Below are 22,055 nucleotides of genomic sequence, written 5' to 3' on the forward strand. Positions count from 1 at the left end.
ATAGTTTTCCTCTTCACGGGAAGAGGGAATGCCTTCATGAAAAGGGCTTATTTTCCCTTATTGATTATTTTCTGCATATTGTTGATCCATGGCTCCAGCTTTTTGGCCGCCGGAGATTCCGGATCGGCGGCACGGGCCATGTTCAGGTATTCCAGGGCCTTGGGATAATTGCGCTCCAGCGCATACCCGTCGCTGACGTATTTGGCTATTTCCAGGCGGATGGCCGGCAGGAGGTCCCGCTTCTCCAGCATTTGCAAAGCTTCCTCCTGTCCCGCGCGGACTTTTTCTGCGGAAAAGGGGCCCGCGTGTTTTTTGTAAAATTGCTCCATCATGAGCCGCTGCGCCGCCAGGGTCACGGCTTTTTCAGCCTTCCCGGCAAATCCGTATTTGTCCTCCGGGTCCAGGGCGGAGATTTCCGCGATCAATTCCTTCTGATAGGGCTGCAAATCCTCCGGAAGCAGCTTGATAGCCTGCACCAGTTTTTCCAGTTTTTCCTTTCCTTCCAGCGCGCGGGCCGCAGCCACGGCTTCTTTCAGCTTCAGCCTCGTCTCCCCGGCGGCTGCCAATTTCTTCAAGTATTCCTCCGCCGTTCTGGAGGGTCCCACTATTTTGGCATAGGGAGCTCCATTCCCCTCCATGAGCAGGACGGAAGGAAATACGGAAATTCCGTAACGGCGCATCAATTCCTCATGAAACTTGAGCTGTTCCGGAGGCATTTTCCCCTCCGTCCTGGGAAAATCCAGCTCCACCAGCATGAAGTTGTTGTCTTCCGCATACTTGGCGAAGGCGTCCGTATCAAAAATATTTTTCCGCAGATAAATACACCCCGGGCACCAGTCGGAGCCGGTGAAGTCAACCAGCACCGGCTGTCCGCTTTTGCCGGCTTTCTCCAGAGCCTTGCTCCAATCCGTCTCCCAGACGGGAGATGCGGAACAAACCACGGCAGAAGCCAGAGAAAGAACGCCAAGGACAGGAAAAAATGAATTCTTCATCTTAAAGGCATCATAGCACCATCCCTGCCCTTGTCATTCTTTTTCAGACGTTCCCGCTCCTGGCAGCCCGGCGGCTGCCGTGACGCCGCGCCTTCGGTCCCCCTACTGCCGGGACCGGCGGCGGATGTCCTGGCTCAGGCGCATGGCGCAGAAGTCCGGACCGCACATGGAGCAGAAGTGGGCCTTTTTGGCGTTGGCATGGGGAAGCGTCAGGTCGTGGTAGGAACGCGCTTTCTGCGGGTCCAGGGAAAGGTTGAACTGGTCCTCCCAGCGGAATTCAAACCTGGCCTGCGCCAGCGCGTTGTCCCGCCACTGGGCGGACGGGTGCCCCTTCGCCAGGTCCGCGGCGTGGGCTGCCAGCTTGTAGGTGACCACGCCTTCCCTCACGTCCTCCCGGTCCGGGAGGCCCAGGTGTTCCTTCCTGGTCACATAGCAGAGCATGGCGCAGCCGCGCTGGCCGATGATCGCTCCGCCGATGGCTCCGGTAATATGGTCGTAGCCGGGGGCGATGTCCGTCACCAGCGGACCCAGCGTGTAAAAGGGAGCTTCCATGCACCATTCCAGCTGCTTGCTCATGTTCTCGGCAATGAGGTGCATGGGCACGTGGCCCGGCCCCTCATTCATGACCTGTACGCCCGCTTTCCACGCGCGCATGGTCAGGTCCCCCTGCACTTCCAGCTCCGCCAGCTGGGCGAAGTCATTGGCGTCCGCCACGGAGCCGGGCCGCAGGCCGTCCCCGATGGAGACGGCAATGTCGTAAGCCGCCAGAATGGAACATATTTCATCCCAGTGGGAATAAAGGAAGTTTTCCTGTTCGTGGATCATGCTCCACTGCGCCATGATGGAGCCGCCGCGGGAGACGATGCCCGTCATGCGACGGGCAGTGTGGTTCACAAACCGGAACAGCAGGGCGGCGTGCACCGTCACATAGTCCACGCCCTGCCGGGCCTGTTCAAGGAGGGTGTCGCGGAAGATTTCCCAGCTCAGGTCCGCCACCTTGCCGCCCACCTTTTCCAGGGCCTGGTAAATGGGCACGGTACCGATGGGAACGGGGGAGTTCCTCAGGATCCATTCCCGCGTGGCGTGGATATTCTTTCCGGTGGACAGGTCCATGACGGTATCCGCCCCCCAGTGGATGGCCCAGCGCAGTTTTTCCACCTCCTCCTCAATGCCGGACCCCAGGGCGGAGTTGCCGATGTTGGCGTTGATTTTCACCAGGAAGTTGCGGCCGATGGCCATGGGCTCGCACTCAGGATGGTTGATGTTGGCGGGAATCAGGGCGCGTCCGGCGGCAATTTCGTCCCTGACGAATTCCGGCGTAAAATAAGCGGGCATGCGGCAGCCGTTCCGGCGTTCCGGCGCGTGCTGGTGGTCCAGCCGGTCGCGGGCCACCATGCTGGAGGGGCCGAAGCCTTCCTGCGCCTCCAGTTCGGACGGCCGCGGCATCATGGTGAGCGCCTCCAGGACTTCCCGGGCTTCGTCCGGGCGGCTCTTGGCGTTCGGATAACGGTCATACACCGCCTTGAACGCTTCTTCCCTGCCCAGGTTTTCCCGGATGGCTACAAATTCCATTTCCGGCGTAATGACGCCCTGGCGGGCGTAATGCCGCTGAGTCACAGGCGTGCCCCCCGCAGCCCGGAGGCAGCGGCCCTGGTCCGTTTCCGCCTCCTCCACATCACCGCGGACCCGGATCCACGCGGCGCGCAGGGCGGGAAGCCCCTGCTCCGGGGTTCCCTCATAAGCCGCATCCCCCCACGGCCCGGAACAATCGTACACGCGCACGGGGTCATTGGAGTGGGCGGTGCCATCTGGCAGCAGGGTATCGCTCAGGAGGATTTCCCTCAAGGGAACCTGCACGTCCGGATGCAGACGGCCCGGAATATAAATGCGTCGGGAGCCGGGATAGGTCAAATTGGCGGTGTCGTTCATGGAATGGATGCTGTTCTGTGCCGGCAGGGGAACAGCGGAAACGAGACCTTCCCGAGAAACGGGGCATGCCCGTTCAATCGAACTCCCTGCGGCGGAATTATCCGCATCAGGTTTGAAGGGTTCTGCGGGAACAGCATGCCGTTCCCGCAATCTCAGCCTTTGTTTGGGCACCCCTGCCGAACTTGGGAAAAAGATAGCACGGGCTCCCGTCCCATCCAAGCGTTTTCCGGTCCGGGTGCCAAACCCACGGCGCAGGAGCGCCGCATGCCAATGCGGCAACTTGATATCATGCGTCCGCAGGGTGCGCGATACTCCCCTCTCCCCCGTTATGGAGCTGTTCCCTCCGCGCCGCGGGGAGCCATGCTCTTCTTCCTCCCCCATTTCAGCAGAAAGACGGAATTGACGATCACGACGACGGAGCCTGCATTATGGACCAATGCGCCCGCCACGGGATTCAATATTCCGCCCACCGCCAGCATGATGGCGATGAAGTTCAGGGCCATGGAAAACGTCAGATTGCACTTGATCGTGCGCATCATGCGTCTTGCCAGGCGCAGCAGATGGGGGAGTTCCCGTATATCGTCGCTTACCAGGACAATGTCCGCGGCGTCCACGGCAATGTCACTGCCTATGCCTCCCATCGCAATTCCGGCATGGGAGGTTTTCAGAGCCGGAGCGTCATTGATTCCGTCCCCGATCATGCACACCCGGTTCCGTTCCTTCTGGAATGCGTCAATCCAGTTGAACTTGTCCTCCGGCAGGCAGTCCGCGTAAACCCGCTCAATGCCTAGCTGCCCGGCTACATGGGCCGCGGCATTCCCATGGTCTCCGGTCAGCAGCACGGGAACCACCCCGGTTTCCGCCACTTCCCGGATGGTGGAGACGGCGTCCTCCCGCAGGGTGTCCGACAGGGCGATGAAGCCTGCGGCCTTACGGTCCATGCCGAGAAAAATCACGGTGCATCCCTCCCTTTGGTACTGTTCCGCCGCCCTTCTGACTTCGCCGGGCACCTCCAGCCCGTTTTCCCGGAACAATTCCAGGTTCCCGGCCATCAGTTCCCTCCCGTCCAGGACGGCCTGGACGCCTCTCCCCGGAATCATGCGGAACTGTTCCGGCTGGGGAAGCTCCCGCGTTTCTCCCTTCCGGTAACAGCGGACGACCGCCTTGCCCAGAGGGTGCTCCGACCGCAGTTCCGCGCAGGCGGCATACCTGTAAAGCACCTGTTCGGGGAGGTCCGGCAGAAAACTGCGTACCGCCGCCACGCGGGGCGTCCCGTGGGTAAGCGTTCCCGTCTTGTCAAAGGTGAGGTGGGATACGGAGGCCAGGCGTTCCAGGGCATCCCCCTCCCGCACCAGGAATCCATGCCTGGTGGCGTTTCCGATGGCCGCCATGATTGCCGTGGGGGTAGCCAGCACAAGCGCGCAGGGGCAGAATACCACCAGGATGGTGACGGAGCGGATCAGTTCGCCCGTGACCAGCCAGGCCAGCCCTGCGGAAGCCAGGGCAATGACGACGATCCAGGTGGCCCAGCGGTCCGCCACGCTCACGATTCCGGCCTTTCCCGCATCCGCGGATTGGACGAGACGGACCATGCGCTGAATGGAACTGTCCTCCCCGGCCCTGGACGCCTTCATGTCAAAGGCTCCGAACTGGTTGACCGTTCCGCTGGAAACCTCGTCCCCAGCTTCCTTGTCCACCGGAAGGGGTTCACCCGTCATTACGGCCTGGTTGATGGAAGTGTGGCCGGAAAGAATCACTCCGTCCGCCGGAACCGTCTCTCCGGGCAGCACGCGGAGGACGTCCCCCGCACATACCTGTTCCGCCGGAATGACCTCCTCCCGGAAGCCGTCCACTTTCCGGGCGGTAGCCGGGGTCAGATGAACCAGCTTTTCAATTCCCGCCCGGGCTTTGGCCACGGTCAGGTTCTCAAGCAGCGCGCCGAGCTGCATGATGAACGCAATTTCCGCCGCGGCAAAGTCCTCCCCGATGATGACGGAAGCGACCAGCGCGATGGAAACGAGCACATCCGCCTTGATGTCCCAGGCCGCCGCCAGTCCAAGCACGGCTTCCAGCACGATGGGAACGCCGCACAGCACAATGGCTATCCACGCGACGCCAAAGGGAAGCGGTTCAATATCAAGCATGCTCAACAGCAGCGCGAATCCGGAAACGGACAGCAGCGCGACGTCGCGCCTTGTCCCTCCCCATTCCAGCAGTTTTTCCAATCGGTCCAGCATATGATTCTCCTTTCCATACCCATGCAGGTACGGGTTTTATATACCTATAGGGGTATAGGTTTGTCAAGATGAGACGGAAAAATCCCCGGAAATGGCGGTTGAAAAAAGGCTCTTGACCCCTCCTGCTAAATCATGTTGGCAAACCGTTCGACCGCCTTGGTAAAGCGTGCGATGGTCTGCTCCGGGTCTCCGTGCTCCAGTCCGTCCCGGACGCAATGGCTGATATGCCCCTCCAGCACGACCTGGCCCACCTTGTGCAATGCGGACTTGGCGGCATTGAGCTGGGCAAGCACATCTTCACAGGGAACGTCCTCGTCAACCATCCTGTCGATCGCCTGCACCTGTCCGATGATTTTCTTGAGGCGGCGATGCAAATTTTCAGAATTCATGCATTGTTTCATTGCGGCGTTTCCTTATACTGTTAGGGGTATCTGTATCATCAAGTTATCAGGCAGACAGGAAATGCTGTCAAGAACAGAGTCCTCCCGCAGGCGCGTACCATCCGGAAGGGCCTACTGTGTCCGGCCCCCCTTCTTTCCTCCTTATTCCAGGCGCAACAATCCCTTCCCGCCCCCGCATGAAGACCGGAAGAACGAAGTTCCGGCCTTCCCCCGTCAAACGGGTCCGGTTTCCATGGCGGGAGCCGTATACAGGCGTTCCCGGGCATGATGACCGCCCGTCGCCATTGTCAGCAGTTCCCACCCGCATTTTTCATAAAACCCCGCCAGGTCCGTCACCAGATAGAGACGGGGATATCCGAGCGCAGCCAAATCCTTCCGCACAAAGTCCAGGATGGACGCGGCCACGCCCCTGCCGCGATGCCTTTTTTCCACAAATAGCGTGCATAAGTTGGGGGCTAAATCCTTCCGGTCATGGAAATCGTTTTCAATCACTCCGGCACCCGCAATGATTGCCCCCTGTCCGTTCATGACCACGTACCATTGCGGAATGCCCGTTTTCCGTTCCATGCATTCCTTCATGCTTTCCTCATAGGCCTCTACGGGAACGTCCCACTTGGAGCCGAACCAGACGGAAGCTGTGGAAAGGAATTCAGGATGATTCCTTAAACAGACCAATTTACCGGCGTTTCTCCCTTTCATTTTCCCTTACCCTAGCAGGCCCCTCCGGTCATTGTCAAACCGGAGCGGCATGGAGGGTGGCCTCCGTATTTCCATCATGCTCCGTTTTCCCACCGGGAAAAGAACGGAATGTTCCACCCCCTCAGCCGTCCCCGGCCATCGGCAGGAGCAAAACGTTTTGTCCGGAGCCTTGCGCGGAAAGAGAAGAAAGACCCGTTTTCATCTCGTCAGCCGCGGAAAAATGGGATAGACCTTTTTTCCGGGGCATGCGCCCTTCCGGATGCAACCTTTCACCGGACACGGGGTTTATAGAAGGGAATTTCATGGACGAAGCACAAGACATGCCGCCTGCGGAACCAGACGAGGACGCCCAGCTGATGCTGAGAGTCAGGAATGGCGACGCTTCCGCCATGGAAATGCTGGTCCGCAAACACCAGAACTCCGTGTACGCCACCGTAGCACGCATGCTGAACAACGGGCCGGAGGTGGAGGACATCGCCCAGCAGGTTTTCATCCGCATCTGGAAAGGAGCCGGGAATTATGAGCCCTCCGCACGCTTCACCACCTGGATGTTCACCATCCTGCGCAATCTGGTCTTCAATGAAGTGCGGCGCCAGAAGCGCAAGCCCACCACCTCCGCGGACGCCATGGAGGAGGAAGGCGGCATGACCGTGTTCCTGGAACCTTCCCAGGCCCCGGATGAAGCCATGGAGCACACGGAACTCCAGCGGGCCGTGGATGAAGCGATTGCCGCCCTGCCGGAAAAGGCGCGCCTGGCCGTCCAGCTGCGCCGCTTTGAAAACATGCCTTACGAGGAAATAGCCCGGACGCTTGACATGACGGTTCCCGCCACCAAAAGCCTGCTGTTCCGCGCCAGGAACATGCTGAAGGACGCGCTGGCTTCTTTTCTGGAGTGACGGCCAGGGAACAGGAAAAAGGGCTGATCCGGAGAAAGCTTTTTTACAAGGGCCCGGCGGCCCTTGCTCCAGCAGCGCAGCCACCAGGGACTCACACTCCCGCGGCCTGGAAGAAACACCGCCGCCGGGAAACGGAAGCTTGATTCGTGCCTCTTTCAGATTCACTCCCCCTGCGCGTTTCAAGCTTCTCTTTCCGTCCTCCCGTCCCTCATACCAGAACTCCCTCCCCTGCGCTTTGGAGAAATTCCTACCCAAAGACAGTTACCAAAAAAAAGGGCCGCTCCCGGAAGGAAACGGCCCGTAAACGATTACCTGAAAGCGGCGTCAGCGCGCACTGCCCGCGTTGAGAACCTCCTTGTACGGGATTTTCAGGAAGTTCAGAGCACCCTGGGATTCATACAGCACGCCCACGTGGTTTTTATCCACGGGAGCCAGGCAGGAATAACCCCAGCCGTTGCGGGCATCGTAAAGGAGCCACTTGTCCTCCGGCCATGAACCGGCGTCATCCGTGGAAGCCTTCAGGGTCATGTGGGAACGCCCGGAGGTGGTGTTGGGGTTGGAGAACAGGACCACCCTGCCCGCGCCCGGCACTCCGTCCACGGCAAGCAGGCTGCCCTGGCAGACGGGTTCCTTCAACTGGGGAGTGCGGTTGGTGGGGTGTTTTTCCCAGGTTTTGCCCAGGTCCTTCGTAACGCCCACCACGCGGGAGCCGCCCCAGTTGCAGCGGGCATTGATCATGATGGAGCCGTCTTTCAATTCAATCACCTGGGCTTCCGTCGTCTGCTCATTGACGCCCGTGCCGCAGTGCCAGGTCTTGCCCTGGTCCTTGGAATAAACGATGGTGGACCACGGCACGCCCTTGCCGTCCCAGTACTGGGCGGCAAAGACCAGCGTGCCGTCCTTCATGCAGATGCCGTTGCCGGGGCCGTTGAACAGAATGCGCCAGTCCTTGTCCTTGGTCTGTTCCGTAATGTTGATGGGCTTGGACCAGGTAAGGCCGTCGTCATCGCTGTACGCCAGCACCAGCTGCCCGCAGGCTTCCGGGGAATTGTCCCCGGATTTGCTGCCCCAGATGGAATGCTTGTGGCTCCAGATGGCGGCCACCCAGATGCGGCCCGTCTTTTCATCCACCAGAATGGCGGGGTCCCCCACGCCCTTGGTAGCCCCCAGGGAGGGGGCAATCTTGGAATCGTCAATGGCGATCTTGACGTCGGACCAGGTGCGGCCCCCGTCCGTGGAGCGGCTCACGCCCACGTCAATGTTGGCCGGAAGGTCGCCGGAATGGTTGTAACGGATGTCGTAAACGGCCAGGAGAGTCCCTTTCCTGGACCTGTCCAGGCCGGGAATGCGGTAGAACTTGGAGTTGAAATCCCCGTGCTTCACTACGGCCACGCCGATGCGCTGCGCCACCGGGGCGGCATTGGCCACCTTCATCAGCTTGTTCCCCGCCACAACGCTGGCCGGGCGCACCACCACCCTGCCGTCCAGGGAGGCGCCCTTCTTCATCGTCACGCATGCCCACAGGTAATTGTCGCCGGGGTCCAGCTCCAGCTTCCCCTTCACGGAAACCTGGGGCTTGGAGGAGCCGGAAAGCTTCACCGTACCCAGTACCTGGGAGGCATCCTTCGGAAACGGGTCTTCCCCGTGCTGAATGGGCGGAGCCTCTTCTCCCCGCACCACCGTCACGGATTCAATGTCGGAAAGCTTCGTCGTGCCCGTAAAATCCAGATTGACGGCCGTCAGGAACTGAGGATTAAGACAGCCGTCCGTTTGAACCTTCAGGGAAAGAACGGGACTGCACGGGATGCGCACCATCACCGGATAGGCGGAAGAAGCCATCTCCACCTGCGGATTCACCTTCATGGGGATGCAGGGCACGATGAACAGGTCGTCCAGCTTCAACCCCTTGTTCTCCGGCGACGTCAGCTTGAACACCAGGGAGCGCGTTCCGGCGGGAACGCCGGCCTCTATCCTGGTATTGAAGCCGCCCGTCCTGATGTCCTTGCCGTCATAAATCTTCTTTTCCCCCTTGGGCCCTACGGCCACAATGGAAAATTCAAAGGGGGCCTGTCCGGTCCAGCGCTCCGCCCAGGCGGACAGCCGTACTTCCCTGGAAGGAGTATCCTTCAAGTCCAGCTTCAGTTCGGTATCCTGCCCGCCGAACATCCGCAGGGAAGATTTCCCGGATTTTCCCCCTCCCCCGATTTCCGCCACGCCGTCCCGGCAGGACATGGGGCCGTACTTGGTGGAAAGCGTGGTAAACTTGCCGTGTTTGGCCTGCTCAAAGCTTTCCGTACCCAAGGCAGCGGGAACAGACATGCCCAGGGCACACAGCAGGGCAAGCCCCGTTAATGTATTCAAAGGTAAACGCATCGTATTTATGGTGTGTTTCGCAGGACAATACGCAGCGAACCGGAACAATCTTGCCCGGAGCTGCGTCATTGCCAGCCTGTTTCCTAACACACGCTTTTCCGCCGCGTCCAGCCTTGCCTGGGAGGCCTGTAGAAAGACCAGTCCTCAATCTTTCGTCTTTTCACTGGAAGGAGACGCCGGCTCCATGGAAATCACGGGACGTTCCGGAAAGGAGCTGGAATCCCGGTGCATGTAGTAATGGGACCAGTGAAGGACAACCTTGTCCCCCGGCTTCAGGGCGGCTACCTTTTTCAGGATGTCCGCCCCCTGCAGGATGGGCTTGTGCGCCGGATTGACGTCAATCATCAGCTGCTCCTGCTTTTCATCCCCGTACTTGCCGGGTTTCCGGTAATCCAGATACTTGATGATCCGGAAAGCGGCGAAATCCTTGGCGTGGTCACACTTGTCCGGACAGAGGGAGGTAAGGAACCTGCACTTGCGGTGAATAATACCCGTAAACTCCGCCTCCGCCACATGGTCTGACAGCAGTTCTCCGGACGGCAGCGTCACGCCGCTTTTTTCATCCGTCTTTTCCGGATTGGCGACGGGGGAATCTTCCGCCTGAACGCCCCAAAAACCGGCCAGCCCAAGACAAACGGCAAGAATGCACTTCTTCATCAGCCCATCCTTAGCCGCCTCGGAAACAGGAGTCAAGAAGAAGCCGGGTCTCCCGTGAACGCTGACAGGATATCCCAACCCAAACATACCGCTTTGTTTTATTTGTCAACATGTTGGATGATTTCTGGACTCTTTTCCGTTTCCAGATTGACGCACCGCCGTCCTTGTGAGAGATTGACAAAAGCAATATGGACAAAAACCGTACCTCTACCGTGCCGATCGTTCCCAAACAGTACCGGCTGCCGTTCTTCATGCTGGTCTCCTGTTTTGCGCTGTGGGGGCTGCTGAACAACATGACGGACAACCTGGTCCCGGCATTCAGCAAGATCTTCATGATCAACGCTTCGGAATCCGCAGGGGTGCAAATCTCCTTTTACGGGGCGTATGCGGTGCTTGCCATCTTCGCCTCCATCCTGCTGGAGGAATTCTCCTACAAGGCCGGGGTGCTCATCGGGCTGGGGTTCTACATGATCGGCGCGCTGTGCTACATACCCGCCGCCATCGGGCAAAGTTTTGACATTTACCTGGTAGCCATCTTCGTGCTGGCGGGCGGCCTCTCCATCCTGGAAACCACCTGCAACCCGTTCGTCCTCTCCATGGGGTCCCAGGAGACGAGCGTACGCCGCCTGAACTTCGCCCAGGCCTTCAACCCAATCGGCTCCCTGACGGGCATCTTCCTGGCCAAATACTTCATCCTGGCGCATTTGAATGATGCGGACATGGACACCCGCAAGGCCATGGACCCGGAACAACTGAACGCCATCGTCAGCGACGAGCTCTTCTGGGTGTGCGTTCCCTATGTGGGCCTGGTCGCCATCGCCGCCGTCATCTGGTTCTTCTTCTGCCGCTACAAGTCCGACGATGAAAGCGTGCCCACCCGGGAAAACACGCAGCCCCTTTCCTCCAAGCTCGGCCGCCTGGGCCTGTGCGTCGCCTTCATCCTCATTCCCTTCCTGTTCCAGTACTACTCCACCTTTGAATTCAGCATGGTGCAGCAGATCCTGATCATGATGATCGGGCCCATCGCCTTCCTGCTCATCATGCCGGACTACCGCTGCCAGCTCATGAAGCTGGTGAAGCTGCCGCGCTACTTCTGCGGCGTGGTGGCCCAGTTCTTCTACGTGGGCGTGCAGATCGCCGTCTGGACGTGGACCATCAAGTACATCATGTCCGTCTTCCCCGGCATGCAGGAAGCGGCGGCCTCCAACTACTACATCTTCTCCATCGTTCTGTTCATCGCCTGCCGCGCCATCACCACGGCGCTGATGAAAAAATTCAACCCGGCCAACATGATGTCCCTCTTTGCCATCGCGGGCATCCTCTGCTGCCTGGGCACCATGTACCTGCCCAAGGAAATCTCCGTCTGGACGCTGGTGGGCATCTCCGGCTGCATGTCCCTGATGTTCCCCACCATTTACGGCATCGCCCTGCGCGGACTGGGTTCCGAAGTGAAGCTGGGCGCCGCGGGCCTCATCATGGCCATTCTGGGGGGCGCGGTCATCACCCCGTACATGGGCACCTTCATTGACAACACCACGGTAAAAAACCAGGTGGCCTACTTTGAATCCATTGACCGTCCCCTGATCGCGCAGGCGGAAGCAGCGGACTCCCGCAAATCCGTCTCCGGCGCCATGCTGGCCCTCTACAAGATGTCGGAAGCCAATCCCGCCGGGGGGGAAGAACAGGCCAAAGCCGCCGCCAAATTCCAGAAAAACCTGGATACCTTCCTTTCCCTCCATACCCTGGACGGGGAAGCCTTTGACCGGGCGGCCAAATCCCTGCCCGGCTGCTCCGGCCTCAAGCCGGAAGAACTGGCGGTCTTCAAGGCCAACCTGGACCGCCTGCCCGCCCCCGCGGACCGGGAGCAGCAGATCCAGCAATTCTCCCTGATTCCGGCGCTCACCACGCTCTCCGGGAACCAGGCCGAGGTACTTGGCAACCTGATTTCCGACCCCCTGGACATGAAGCAATTCCAGACGGCCCAGGAAAACTTTGTGGAAAAAGCGGTGCGGTCATCCTTCTTTATTCCCATCATCTGCTTTGCCGTGGTACTAATCTACGGCTTCTTCTTCCGCAACACCCATTTGAAAAAGGAAGAGGATGCGCCTGCCCAGGCCTGAACCAGCTTCACATCACCTACGCAAGATATGAAAACAGCATTACCAACCATCGGTATCCGCCCCACGATTGACGGCCGCCGCCTCGGCGTCCGGGAATCCCTGGAAGATCAAACCATGAACATGGCCAAGGCGGCCGCGGCTCTCATTGAGGCCAACATCCGCCACGCCTCCGGCGAACCCGTCAAGTGCGTGATCGCAGACACCTGCATCGGCGGTCCGGCGGAAGCCGCCGCCTGTGCGGACAAATTCAAGGCCAACAACGTCGGCGTCTCCCTGGCCGTCACGCCCTGCTGGTGCTACGGCAGCGAGACCTTTGACATGGACCCGTTCACTCCCAAGGCCATCTGGGGCTTCAACGGCACGGAACGCCCCGGCGCCGTGTACCTGGCCGCCGCCCTGGCCGGACTGAACCAGAAGGGCTTCCCCGCCTTCTCCATTTACGGAAAAGACGTCCAGGACGCCGGGGATACCTCCATTCCGGAAGACGTGGCTGAAAAAATCCTGCGCTTCTGCCGCGCCGGCCTGGCCGTAGCCACCCTCCGCGGCAAGGGCTACCTCTCCATCGGCGGCTGCTCCATGGGCATCGCCGGCTCCATCGTGGACCAGTCCTTCTGGGAAAACTACCTGGGCATCCGCGTACAGGCCGTGGACATGACGGAAGTGCGCCGCCGCATGGACCAGAAGATTTACGACGAAGCGGAATTCGACCTCGCCATGCAATGGGCGGACGCCGTCTTCAAATTCGCCGAAGACAAGAACCGCCCGGACCTGAAGCTGGACGAAGCCGGACGCCGCAGGACCTTCAAGGAAAGCGTGCTGATGGCCATGATCTTCCGGGACATGATGCAGGGCAACCCCAAGCTCAAGAAAATCGACCGCGAAGAGGAATCCATGGGCTACCAGGCCATTGCCGGCGGCTTCCAGGGCCAGCGCCACTGGACGGACTTCTACCCGAACGGAGACATTGCGGAAACCCTGCTCAACTCCACCTTTGACTGGAACGGCCCGCGCGCGCCGATGCCCTTCGCCACGGAAAACGACTCCCTGAACGGAGCCTGCCTCCTCTTCGGCTACCTGCTCACCGGACAGGCCAACGTCTTTGCGGACGTGCGCACCTACTGGAGCCCGGAAGCCGTGAAGCGCGTCACGGGCTACAAGCTGGAAGGCCATGCCAAGGACGGCATCATCCACCTCATCAACTCCGGCTCCGCGGCCCTGGACGGCTGCATGGCCTGCACGGACAAGGACGGCAAGCCCGTCATGAAAAAGCACTGGGACGTTACCCCGGACGACGCGAAAACCATGATGGAACAAGCCGTCTGGTGCCCGGCCAACCGGGAATACTTCCGCGGCGGCGGCTACTCCGTCCACTACGTCACCAAGGGCGGCGCGCCCGTCACCATGATGCGCCTGAACATCGTCAAGGGCCTCGGCCCCGTCCTCATCGTGGCGGAAGGCTGGTCCGTGGACCTGCCCGCCAAGGTGCACAAGACCCTGGACGAACGCACCGATCCGGGCTGGCCGACCACCTGGTTCGCCCCGCGCCTGACCGGCAAGGGAGCCTTCACGGACGTCTACAGCGTCATGGCCAACATGGGCGCCAACCACGGAGCCTTCACCTACGGCCACATCGGCGCAGACATCCTGACGCTCGCTTCCATGCTGCGCATCCCCGTATACGCCCACAACATCCCGGACGACCAAATCTACCGTCCCTCCGCCTGGGGCCTCCACGGCACCGCGGACCCGGAAGGCGCCGACTTCCGCGCCTGCGCCAACTACGGCCCGCTGTACGGCAAATATTAACGACTGACCTTTTCATCAGGGGAAGACATTCTTCCCCTGATGACGTTCAGCGTTAATATCAAAGACTAAATACGAATGATTAAAGACTAAAAGATGAACGAAAGTGCCGCTCATGAAAAAAGTTTTGCCTTTTCCATTCGTATCGTTTCCTTATGCCGCCATCTTCGCAAGCAACGGTGCGAGCAGGCACTGATCCAGCAAATTCTGCGCTCCGGAACAAGCATAGGAGCCAACCTCGCAGAAGCTTCCTATGCCGTAAGCAAAAAAGACTTCTTCTCCAAAGTACACATTTCACTAAAAGAATGTTCGGAGACTTGGTATTGGCTCCGCCTTCTGCATGCAACTTCCTGCCTGACGGACCAGCAATTTGAAAGCTTGAAACAGGATTGCCTGGAATTAATGCGGCTATTGACCGCTACGACAAAAACGCTTGCCGGGCAAAATCTCTGAACAGTTTCCCTTTAGTATCTAATCTTCAATATTTAGTATTTCTCTATGTACTCCCTCTGCTTGGACTGCGGCGCGACGAACGTGCGCGCGATGGTTGTGGATGAACAAGGCGTCATCGCGGGGAAGGCCTCGCAGCCGAACGCCACGCTGCCCGGTAAGGAAAACCCGGAATTCCACGTCTGGGACGCGGACCGGATTTTCAAGCAGCTCTCCGAATGCGCCGTGAAGGCCCTTGAGGGCCTGGATGTGGAACAGGTGCGGGCGGTAACCGTCACCACCTTCGGCGTGGACGGCGCGCTGGTGGACGCCTCCGGCAGCCAGCTTTACCCCGTCATATCCTGGAAGTGTCCCCGCACGGCGGAGGTCATGAAAAACATCGGCAAGTACATCTCCCAGGAAGAGCTTGACCGCATCTCCGGCGTGGGCGCCTTTGCCTTCAACACCATTTACAAGCTCGTCTGGATTAAGGAAAACCGCCCGGAGCTGCTGGAAAAGGCCCATGCGTGGCTCTTCATCTCCAACCTCCTGGCGTACAAGCTCACCGGCGTCATGGCGACGGACCGGACCATGGCCGGGACCTCCCAGCTCACGGACCTGGAAACGGGAGACTTTTCCGAGCTTATCCTGAACCGCCTAGGCCTGCGCCGCGGCCTCTTCCCCCCCACGGTGGACGCGGGGGAGACCATCGGCGTTCTTACTCCGGAAGCGGCGGCGGCCATGGGCATTCCCGCCCTGGAGGGCGTTCCCGTTATCTCCGCGGGGCACGACACCCAGTTCGCCATCTTCGGTTCCGGCGCGGACAGGGACCAGCCGGTCCTGTCCTCCGGCACCTGGGAAATCCTGATGGCGCGCTCCGCACAGGCCCGGCTGACCCGGGAGGATTATGAGGACGGAGCCACGGCGGAGTTCGACGCGGAACCGGGCCTTCTGAACCCCGGCCTGCAATGGCTCGGTTCCGGCATCATTGAATGGGTGAAAGCCGCCTGCTTCCGCGGTGAATCCTACGATACCATGGATGCGGAAGCGGCCGCCATCCCCCCCGGCTGCGACGGCGTAACGATGGTTCCGGACTTCCTGGCTTCAGGGGACCGGAAAGGCTCCATCGGCGGCCTGGTGCTGGGCCGGACGCGCGGCCACATTTACCGCGCCGCCATGGAGGCGCTTACCTGGCGGCTGAAATCCCGCCTGCGCCGCCTGGAATCCGTGGGCGGGTTCAAAAGCGAATTCCTCATCCTGGTGGGCGGAGGAGCCAGAAACAGCGTCTGGACCCAGATGCGCGCGGACATCCTCCGCATTCCCGTGAAGGTCTCTGAAGTATCTGAAAGTACCGTGCTGGGCGCATCCATGTTTGCCTTTGCGGGCGCCGGGGTGTACTCTACGCCAGAGCAGGCCAGGGACGCCTTCGGCATCACTTACCGGACGTATATGCCGGGTCCCCAGGAAGCCGCCTACGAAAAGCTCAACCACTAACACGCAACTAAATATGTCAGAAGACTGGTCAATCTCCCCTCCCCTCCGGGACAAGGTGTTCCCGTGGGAAAAATACAACCCCGTCACGCGGGAGGAAGTGAACGAATTCTTCCATTCCCCTGAAATCCTGGTTATCAAGGAACGCATGTGCGACATAGGCCGCCGCCTGTGGAACCGCGAATATGTGGACGGCAACGGGGGCAACATCTCCGTGCGCGTGGCGCAGAACCTGCTGCTCTGCTCCCCCACCCTGTGCTCCAAGGGCTTCATGACCGTGGAAGACATCTGCCTGGTGGACATGGACGCGCGCCAGAAGGCGGGCATACGCCCCTCCACCAGTGAGGTGAAAACGCACATCTCCATGATGAAATCCGTGGGCGTCAACTCCTGCATCCACGCCCATCCCCCGCACTGCAACGCCTTCCTGTTCGCCGGGCAGGTTCCCCCCTCCGGCATCAATCCGGAAGCGGATATCTTCCTGGGCCACATCCCGCTGGCCCCCTACGGCACGCCCGGCTCTCTGGAGACGGCACAAGCTGTGGCGGAAGCGGCCAAACAATCCACCGTGGTCTTCATGGAAAACCACGGCGTGATCACCGGAGCCCGCGACGTGGAAGAAGCGGAATGGTTCATGGAAAACGCGGACGCCTACTGCCGCATGGTGCTGATGGCCGGGCTGCACAAGGCCCCCCTGAACCAGGTGGGACCGGAAGGCGTGGCGGACTTCCTCGCCATCCGCAAATCCATCGGCTACGCCGTGCCGGACAACCAGCCCCTGTACAACACGGAAACCTACGCCGGGTACAAGCTGGGCAAATCCGGCAGATAACCCCCTCTCCAAGGGGGCGGCGGCTGATGCAGGCCAGCCGCCCCCTTTTTTCTCAACGCCCCCCTCCCTTGTGAAAAAATGATCAGCCTCCTTCCCCTATCCCTCGCCGCCCTTGTTTGCAGCCCGGCAGCCATCCCGCAATCTTCCGGGACCATTCCCGTCAGTGTGGAATATACCGGGGCCGGAAAAAGCACCCCTGATAAAAAAATGTCCTTGAGCATTACATGGACGTGCGGAACCGGCAAAGAACATCAAACCGCCTGGGAAACCACCTATGTCCACCCGGACGTGAGGGCCTGGCGCCTGCCTGGCCTCCGCATTCACAAGATCTTCCTGGAATCGGGGGAAAGCCGGATTGAGGAACTGTCCCTCATCTGGAAGAATCCTTCATCCAGCGGCGTTAGAACAGTCTATTCTTCCGTGGGAGGCGGAAACAGGGAACTATCCTTTGACTGGGTGGAAAAACCTTTTTCCAGGTAGTACGCACCCGGACTGTCCGTCTTTGTCCGTTTTTCTTCTATTGAACGCTCATGTTCATCGCCCATCTGCCTGCAGGCTATCTCCTGGCAAAAACCATCCGTTTACGCACACCGGGAAGGAAGGCCGTCATGACCGCCGCCCTTCTGGGGGCGATTGCCCCGGACCTGGACCTGTTTTATTTTTATACCCTGGACGGCCGCCAGCACCACCATCATTCCTACTGGACGCACTATCCTTCCGTCTGGTTCGCGCTGATGCTCCTCGCATGGGGAGCCAGCCGGATCAAACCATGGAGCACGGGCGGAACATGGCTGCTGATCTTTTCCATGAGCGGCTTCCTGCACCTCCTTCTGGACTGCATCGTGGGAGACATCCCTCTCCTGGCTCCGTGGTCCATGCGCTTTCACGCGCTGGCCACTGTCCAGGCGCAGTACCACCCCTGGTGGCTGAACTTCCTGCTGCACTGGTCTTTTTTTCTGGAATTGCTCATCATTGCCGTTTCCGTCTGTATCATGGTTTCTGGCAGAAGGAAGACGGAATCTCCCTCAGGAAATCCATTTTCTACAGGAATCCATGATGAATGACGCTGGGACGCTTCTTCCTTTTCCGGAGGATGGGACAACGCCAAGCTCAACCGCACGGTCAACTACGGGGAAGGCAGCTACAGGACGCAGGGCAACACCAGCGGGTGGGGCTTTGGAGCGATGTATGAACTGACCTACGACGTGTACCTCAATGAAGACAGGAGCAGCATCCTGCAGCCCCTGGCCAACGCCTCCGTGGTGACGACGCGCATGGACGGCTACACGGAAACGGGAGCGGGGAACGCGGGCCTGAACGTAGGCAAGCAGGAATGGACGACGGGAACGGTTGCGCTGGGCGGCCGGTGGATGGGGCTCATTGGCAGCAACATCTTCGGGCGAGAAGCGCTGGCTGAGTTCCGGGTGAACGCGGCCCAGGACATGGGCGACCGCCGCGGAGAAACCAATGTGGCGCTGCTGGGCAACCCCGGCTTCATGCAAAGCGTGCGTGGGACCAAGGTTGGAACGACGGCTCTGCAAATAGGAGCGGGGCTGAGCGTGCCGGTGGGAACGCAGGGAACGGTCTTCATCAACGGGAACGCGGACTTCCGTGACGGAGCCAACTCGGTGAACGGAAGCGTGGGCTACCGGTATGACTTTTGAGGAGAGTTGAAGTTTGAGAGTGGAGAGTGGAGCGGAGACGTTCCACTCTCCAAGCCAGCAGGGCCGTTCCGGCATTGTCCGGAACGGCCCTGCTGCGTCACGGAACATTGCATGCTGTGTGTCAACCGGATTATCAATGAGCGTTGGCGGACCGGTTCATTAAAGACGGGAAACATCAATCCAATACGGGACTACAAAAGGGCGCGGCTTGCAGCCGCGTTTCCGTTCAGTCGCCGCGTGGGCATGCGGCGCTCCATGACGCTTTTCTCCGGGAAACCCGGCATTCCCCTTCTCTACCTCCTCCGGGCGGGAGCCGCCGCGGGGGGAACAGGGGCTTTTCCGCCGGAGAACGGCGCAAAGCTCCAGGAAACATTGCTCAAAGGCCCCGTGCCGCGCACCTGGAACAATCCCCCCGCCAGCAGGAAGACGGGAGAGGTAATCAGCCCCGGCAGGCCGCGAAGCCCCAGCTTGAAATCAGAATTAACCTGCAAGTCGGCAAGGCGTATCCAGCCGCCTCCTTCCAGGGACATATTGCTGCCCTTGGCCGAGAAATTGCTGGTGCGGATATAGCCCTTCTCAATGGAAAAATCGCAGTCGGCCCTGGTGATCTTGTAATTGATCAGGTGGCCCAGGCCCGGAATATAATTGGAGAGGGCTTCCCCCAAAAAGCCGAAGAGGGGGATTTCCACCAGGTCCCCATGCACCAGGGCGGCCTCGCCCTTCGCCTGGATGGAGTTCATATTGCCTCCCTTGGATGAAAATTCAATGGCCCCGTGCACGGTGGCCTTCTCCATCTTCTTGCCGTAGGATCTCCCGATGGAGGTCAGGTTCATGTCCTGGAGGACAAAGGAGCCATTCAGGGCGTCCCCATCGTCAATCTGCGCCAGCACGCGCCCCGTAAAGGAGCCGTCCCAGATGGTGCCCTTCATCTTGTCCACCACCACCCACTGCGGGGAAATAAGAATTTCCCCTTTCGCCTTTCCAAGGTCCAGCGTAGTTCCCAGCAAGGGATAGCGCACGCGCCCCGCGGAGGCGTCAAAGCGGATGCGCCCCTTCATCAGCTTCATGTCGTCCCCCATCGGGAACATGCCTCCGCCGGAAAGCGTCACGGGCCGGGTAAAGACAAACTCCTTCAAAACCTTGGCGGCGTTGTCGGAAAACATGCGCATGGTATAACCGGGGTAGGCCTGCCCCTCCATGCCCAGAACCTCCACCGTATCCTGGACAAAGCGGAAATCTATGCTCTTGGCCTTGAGCGTGCACTCCGCGGGACCGCCGGACAACCCGGCGGAAGACAGGTAATTCCCGTTGGAAACCACCGTCGTCACGTTGGTCAGCACCAATTGGTCCGTCACCAGATGGGCATCCGCCCGCGCGGACTTCAGGTCCACGCCCTTGTACCGCGTATTCGTCGCGGAAACAGTGGCCTGCAAATCGTAAGCCTTTTCCAGATTGTACAGGCCCAGCGTCCCCTGGAAGGAAAGCTCCAGGCCGGAATCCTTGCGGAAGACGAAGCGGCTCATAAAAAAGTCGTCATCCTTCATGCCCAGCAGCCGGTCTATCGTTTCCAGAGGAACCGTGGACTGCCCCATCACGAACATCTGGCCGTCCAGGAAACCGTTGGCGAACAGCTCAAAAACGCCCTTCTCCATCCCGATCCGGCAATTCTGTACAAAAAGCTGGTTGGGGCGGTACTCCACCTCCACATTCGCCGTCTTCACGGGCACCTTGTTCCAGGCCAGGTTTTCCGCATTGATGCGCGCCCGGACCAGCGTGGGCTCCACAGGCTTGCCTTCCGGAATATCCAGCCTGCCGTGCACCCACAGGGAGGCTTTTTCCGGCAGCTTCAAATTCTCGGGAATGGGCGCCAAATTCCCGGCCAGGGCTACCAGCAATTCAGGCTTCAAATCAGATTCCAGCGTGAAGACAAGATCGGTTCCCAGATAGCTGCCTTCCAGCTTCACATGGCCGTCCTCCCGCGCCAGGTCCAACTGGGTGACATTGATGGAGCGGCCGATCAATTCCCCCCTGGCGGCGGCGGAGGCGAACTCCACCCCCTGGTAGGAGACGTCCGTCACGGCCGCTTCAATCTGGAGGCGGTCCACCCGGAACGGCCCTTTCCAGCCCTTCCCCATTCCCACGGTGCCGTACACTTTCAATTCAGGGTCTCCCTTGATTTCCAGCGTAGGCGGCAGCTTCACGTCTTCCGGAGCAATGGACCGGGCCATGTCCAGCATCGCATGCATGGGCAGCGTGCTGTGCACGTCTATCTTGATCTCTCCGTCCACGCCCATCACCTTGCCGGAAAAAACGCCGCCGGGGTGCCGTATGTCCAAATCCGTCACATAAAAATTGCCGTCCTCATAGCTGAAATCGCAGGAGGCCCTCTGGAACTTTTCCCCCAGCACGGAGAAAGCTCCCATGGAACCGGAGCCCATGACGTTCAGATGCTCCACGCCCTCCCAGTTCTCCGTGAAAACCGCACGGCCCGACACCTGTACGTGCGGCTCGCTCAGGAACTTCATCTCCCGCGGCACCAGGGCTTCATCAACAATGGCTACGGCCCAGGACACCAGGGGGGCCGTGCTGCGGACATCCCAGATCAGGGAACGTTTCTTCAAATCGGCCTGGAGGGAAAGATTGACGAAGCCGGCCGTTTCCGCATCCCTCATGGTAAAGCGCTTGGCCATGATGACGGAATCCGCGTAATCCCCGCTGAACAGGAAATCCCTGACCCGGATTTTCCCGTACCTCAGGGAAGGAGCCTGCAAATCCATGCCCACGCGCACTCCCCCTTTCGGGTCGTCGCTCAAATTGACGGCCAGGCTGGGCGGAGACGCCTCCGGCCACTTCACCCGGTCCAGGTATTTAAGCACCTGGTTCAACTGCTCCCTGGCGGCGGCCATGTCTTCAGCCGTCAGCGTAAAATCTCCGGAATCCCCCTGCCCGATGGAAAACGCCCCCTGGGCAGTCACGCGGATACCCTGCACCACGGCATCAGCCTTCACGATGTCCACCATGCCGGGACGCCCCAGGTCCAGCTCCGCATTCAGCCCTGCGGTGGAAAAAACTCTTTCAGGCTTTTCCGCGTCCACGGGAAGATTGACGTCCAGCCCTTTCACGTTCAGCCGTTCCGGCACTACCTGCCCGTCTATCAGCTCCTTCCAGTTCAGGGCCACGTCCGCCTCATGCAGCAGGGCCACGGGGCGGCGCGCCTCCGGAGGAACACCAGGATCCAGCAGCTCCACGTTCTTCAAGGTCACCACGGCGCGGGGCCACAGGGAAATCTTCAGCGTCTCTATGTGGACGGGAATGCCTTTTTCCATCAGAGCCTGTTCCACACGCTGCACGACAAAGGAGGGAGCGCCCCAGATGGAGACATAACAGATGCACCCAAGCACCAAGGCGCCCAGCAAAATAATCACCGTAGGAACCAATCCCTTGATCCATCTCATGAATGTCCGATGAGCCATACGCCTTGTCTTGTTTGCACAGGTACCGCGACACGCTACCTTAAAATAAGAGACATTGC

Annotated in this window: 15 protein-coding genes, 2 pseudogenes and 1 riboswitch; of the genes and pseudogenes, 9 read left to right on the plus strand and 8 right to left on the minus strand. The window is 59.9% G+C overall.

Features of this window, described 5'->3' with window-relative positions:
• Window positions 1-47: 47 nt before the first annotated feature.
• The 5 genes from J5W70_RS11555 to J5W70_RS11575 all read right to left on the minus strand — a co-directional run bounded on the left by J5W70_RS11555 (window position 48) and on the right by J5W70_RS11575 (window position 6,258).
• Complete coding sequence (locus tag J5W70_RS11555) at window positions 48-992, minus strand: thioredoxin fold domain-containing protein (RefSeq protein ID WP_022398375.1); 945 nt, start codon at window positions 990-992, stop codon at window positions 48-50.
• A 102-nt stretch (window positions 993-1,094) separates the two neighbouring features.
• On the minus strand, window positions 1,095-2,921 hold the full coding sequence (gene thiC, locus J5W70_RS11560; RefSeq protein WP_022398376.1) for a phosphomethylpyrimidine synthase ThiC: 1,827 nt from the start codon (window positions 2,919-2,921) through the stop codon (window positions 1,095-1,097).
• A gap of 65 nt (window positions 2,922-2,986) precedes the next feature.
• A riboswitch (TPP riboswitch) is annotated at window positions 2,987-3,106 on the minus strand.
• A 141-nt stretch (window positions 3,107-3,247) separates the two neighbouring features.
• Window positions 3,248-5,158: a heavy metal translocating P-type ATPase gene (locus J5W70_RS11565; RefSeq protein ID WP_022398377.1), complete on the minus strand. Its 1,911-nt coding sequence runs from the start codon at window positions 5,156-5,158 to the stop codon at window positions 3,248-3,250.
• A gap of 125 nt (window positions 5,159-5,283) precedes the next feature.
• Complete coding sequence (locus J5W70_RS11570; protein ID WP_022398378.1) at window positions 5,284-5,559, minus strand: metal-sensing transcriptional repressor; 276 nt, start codon at window positions 5,557-5,559, stop codon at window positions 5,284-5,286.
• 213 nt (window positions 5,560-5,772) lie between these two features.
• On the minus strand, window positions 5,773-6,258 hold the full coding sequence (locus tag J5W70_RS11575) for a GNAT family N-acetyltransferase (RefSeq protein ID WP_022398379.1): 486 nt from the start codon (window positions 6,256-6,258) through the stop codon (window positions 5,773-5,775).
• 302 nt (window positions 6,259-6,560) lie between these two features.
• On the opposite strand from J5W70_RS11575, the gene J5W70_RS11580 reads away from it, so the two are divergent.
• On the plus strand, window positions 6,561-7,154 hold the full coding sequence (locus tag J5W70_RS11580; RefSeq protein ID WP_022398380.1) for an RNA polymerase sigma factor: 594 nt from the start codon (window positions 6,561-6,563) through the stop codon (window positions 7,152-7,154).
• A gap of 324 nt (window positions 7,155-7,478) precedes the next feature.
• Here J5W70_RS11580 and J5W70_RS11585 read toward each other — a convergent pair whose 3' ends face one another.
• The gene (locus tag J5W70_RS11585) at window positions 7,479-9,527 is read right to left on the minus strand and encodes a sialidase family protein (protein ID WP_022398381.1); all 2,049 of its coding nucleotides are present in this window, start codon (window positions 9,525-9,527) and stop codon (window positions 7,479-7,481) included.
• A gap of 144 nt (window positions 9,528-9,671) precedes the next feature.
• Window positions 9,672-10,184 (minus strand): hypothetical protein, encoded by a 513-nt coding sequence (locus J5W70_RS11590; RefSeq protein ID WP_102721998.1) that lies wholly within the window; start codon window positions 10,182-10,184, stop codon window positions 9,672-9,674.
• Window positions 10,185-10,372: 188 nt separating this feature from the next.
• On the opposite strand from J5W70_RS11590, the pseudogene J5W70_RS11595 reads away from it, so the two are divergent.
• From J5W70_RS11595 to J5W70_RS11630, 8 genes and pseudogenes are all read left to right on the plus strand, one after another.
• Window positions 10,373-11,758 (plus strand): annotated as a pseudogene (locus J5W70_RS11595) (sugar MFS transporter); the annotation flags it as partial.
• 573 nt (window positions 11,759-12,331) lie between these two features.
• A complete protein-coding gene (locus tag J5W70_RS11600) occupies window positions 12,332-14,110 on the plus strand; it encodes an L-fucose isomerase (protein WP_022398385.1) in 1,779 nt (592 codons plus the stop codon).
• Window positions 14,111-14,203: 93 nt separating this feature from the next.
• Entirely contained in the window at window positions 14,204-14,560 is a 357-nt protein-coding gene (locus J5W70_RS11605; protein ID WP_022398386.1) for a four helix bundle protein, read from the plus strand.
• 45 nt (window positions 14,561-14,605) lie between these two features.
• The gene (gene fucK / locus J5W70_RS11610) at window positions 14,606-16,030 is read left to right on the plus strand and encodes an L-fuculokinase (protein WP_022398387.1); all 1,425 of its coding nucleotides are present in this window, start codon (window positions 14,606-14,608) and stop codon (window positions 16,028-16,030) included.
• Between the two features lie 13 nt (window positions 16,031-16,043).
• Window positions 16,044-16,859 (plus strand): class II aldolase/adducin family protein, encoded by an 816-nt coding sequence (locus J5W70_RS11615; RefSeq protein ID WP_022398388.1) that lies wholly within the window; start codon window positions 16,044-16,046, stop codon window positions 16,857-16,859.
• A gap of 78 nt (window positions 16,860-16,937) precedes the next feature.
• Window positions 16,938-17,339: a hypothetical protein gene (locus J5W70_RS11620; RefSeq protein WP_022398389.1), complete on the plus strand. Its 402-nt coding sequence runs from the start codon at window positions 16,938-16,940 to the stop codon at window positions 17,337-17,339.
• A gap of 50 nt (window positions 17,340-17,389) precedes the next feature.
• Entirely contained in the window at window positions 17,390-17,923 is a 534-nt protein-coding gene (locus J5W70_RS11625) for a metal-dependent hydrolase (RefSeq protein WP_022398390.1), read from the plus strand.
• A 30-nt stretch (window positions 17,924-17,953) separates the two neighbouring features.
• A pseudogene (locus tag J5W70_RS11630) lies at window positions 17,954-18,523 on the plus strand (autotransporter outer membrane beta-barrel domain-containing protein); the annotation flags it as partial.
• A gap of 293 nt (window positions 18,524-18,816) precedes the next feature.
• Here the strand turns inward: J5W70_RS11630 and J5W70_RS11635 are convergent.
• On the minus strand, window positions 18,817-21,978 hold the full coding sequence (locus J5W70_RS11635) for an AsmA-like C-terminal region-containing protein (protein WP_022397107.1): 3,162 nt from the start codon (window positions 21,976-21,978) through the stop codon (window positions 18,817-18,819).
• Window positions 21,979-22,055 lie beyond the last annotated feature (77 nt).

It is taken from the genome of Akkermansia massiliensis (genome assembly GCF_018847375.1).
Lineage (GTDB): Bacteria > Verrucomicrobiota > Verrucomicrobiia > Verrucomicrobiales > Akkermansiaceae > Akkermansia > Akkermansia massiliensis.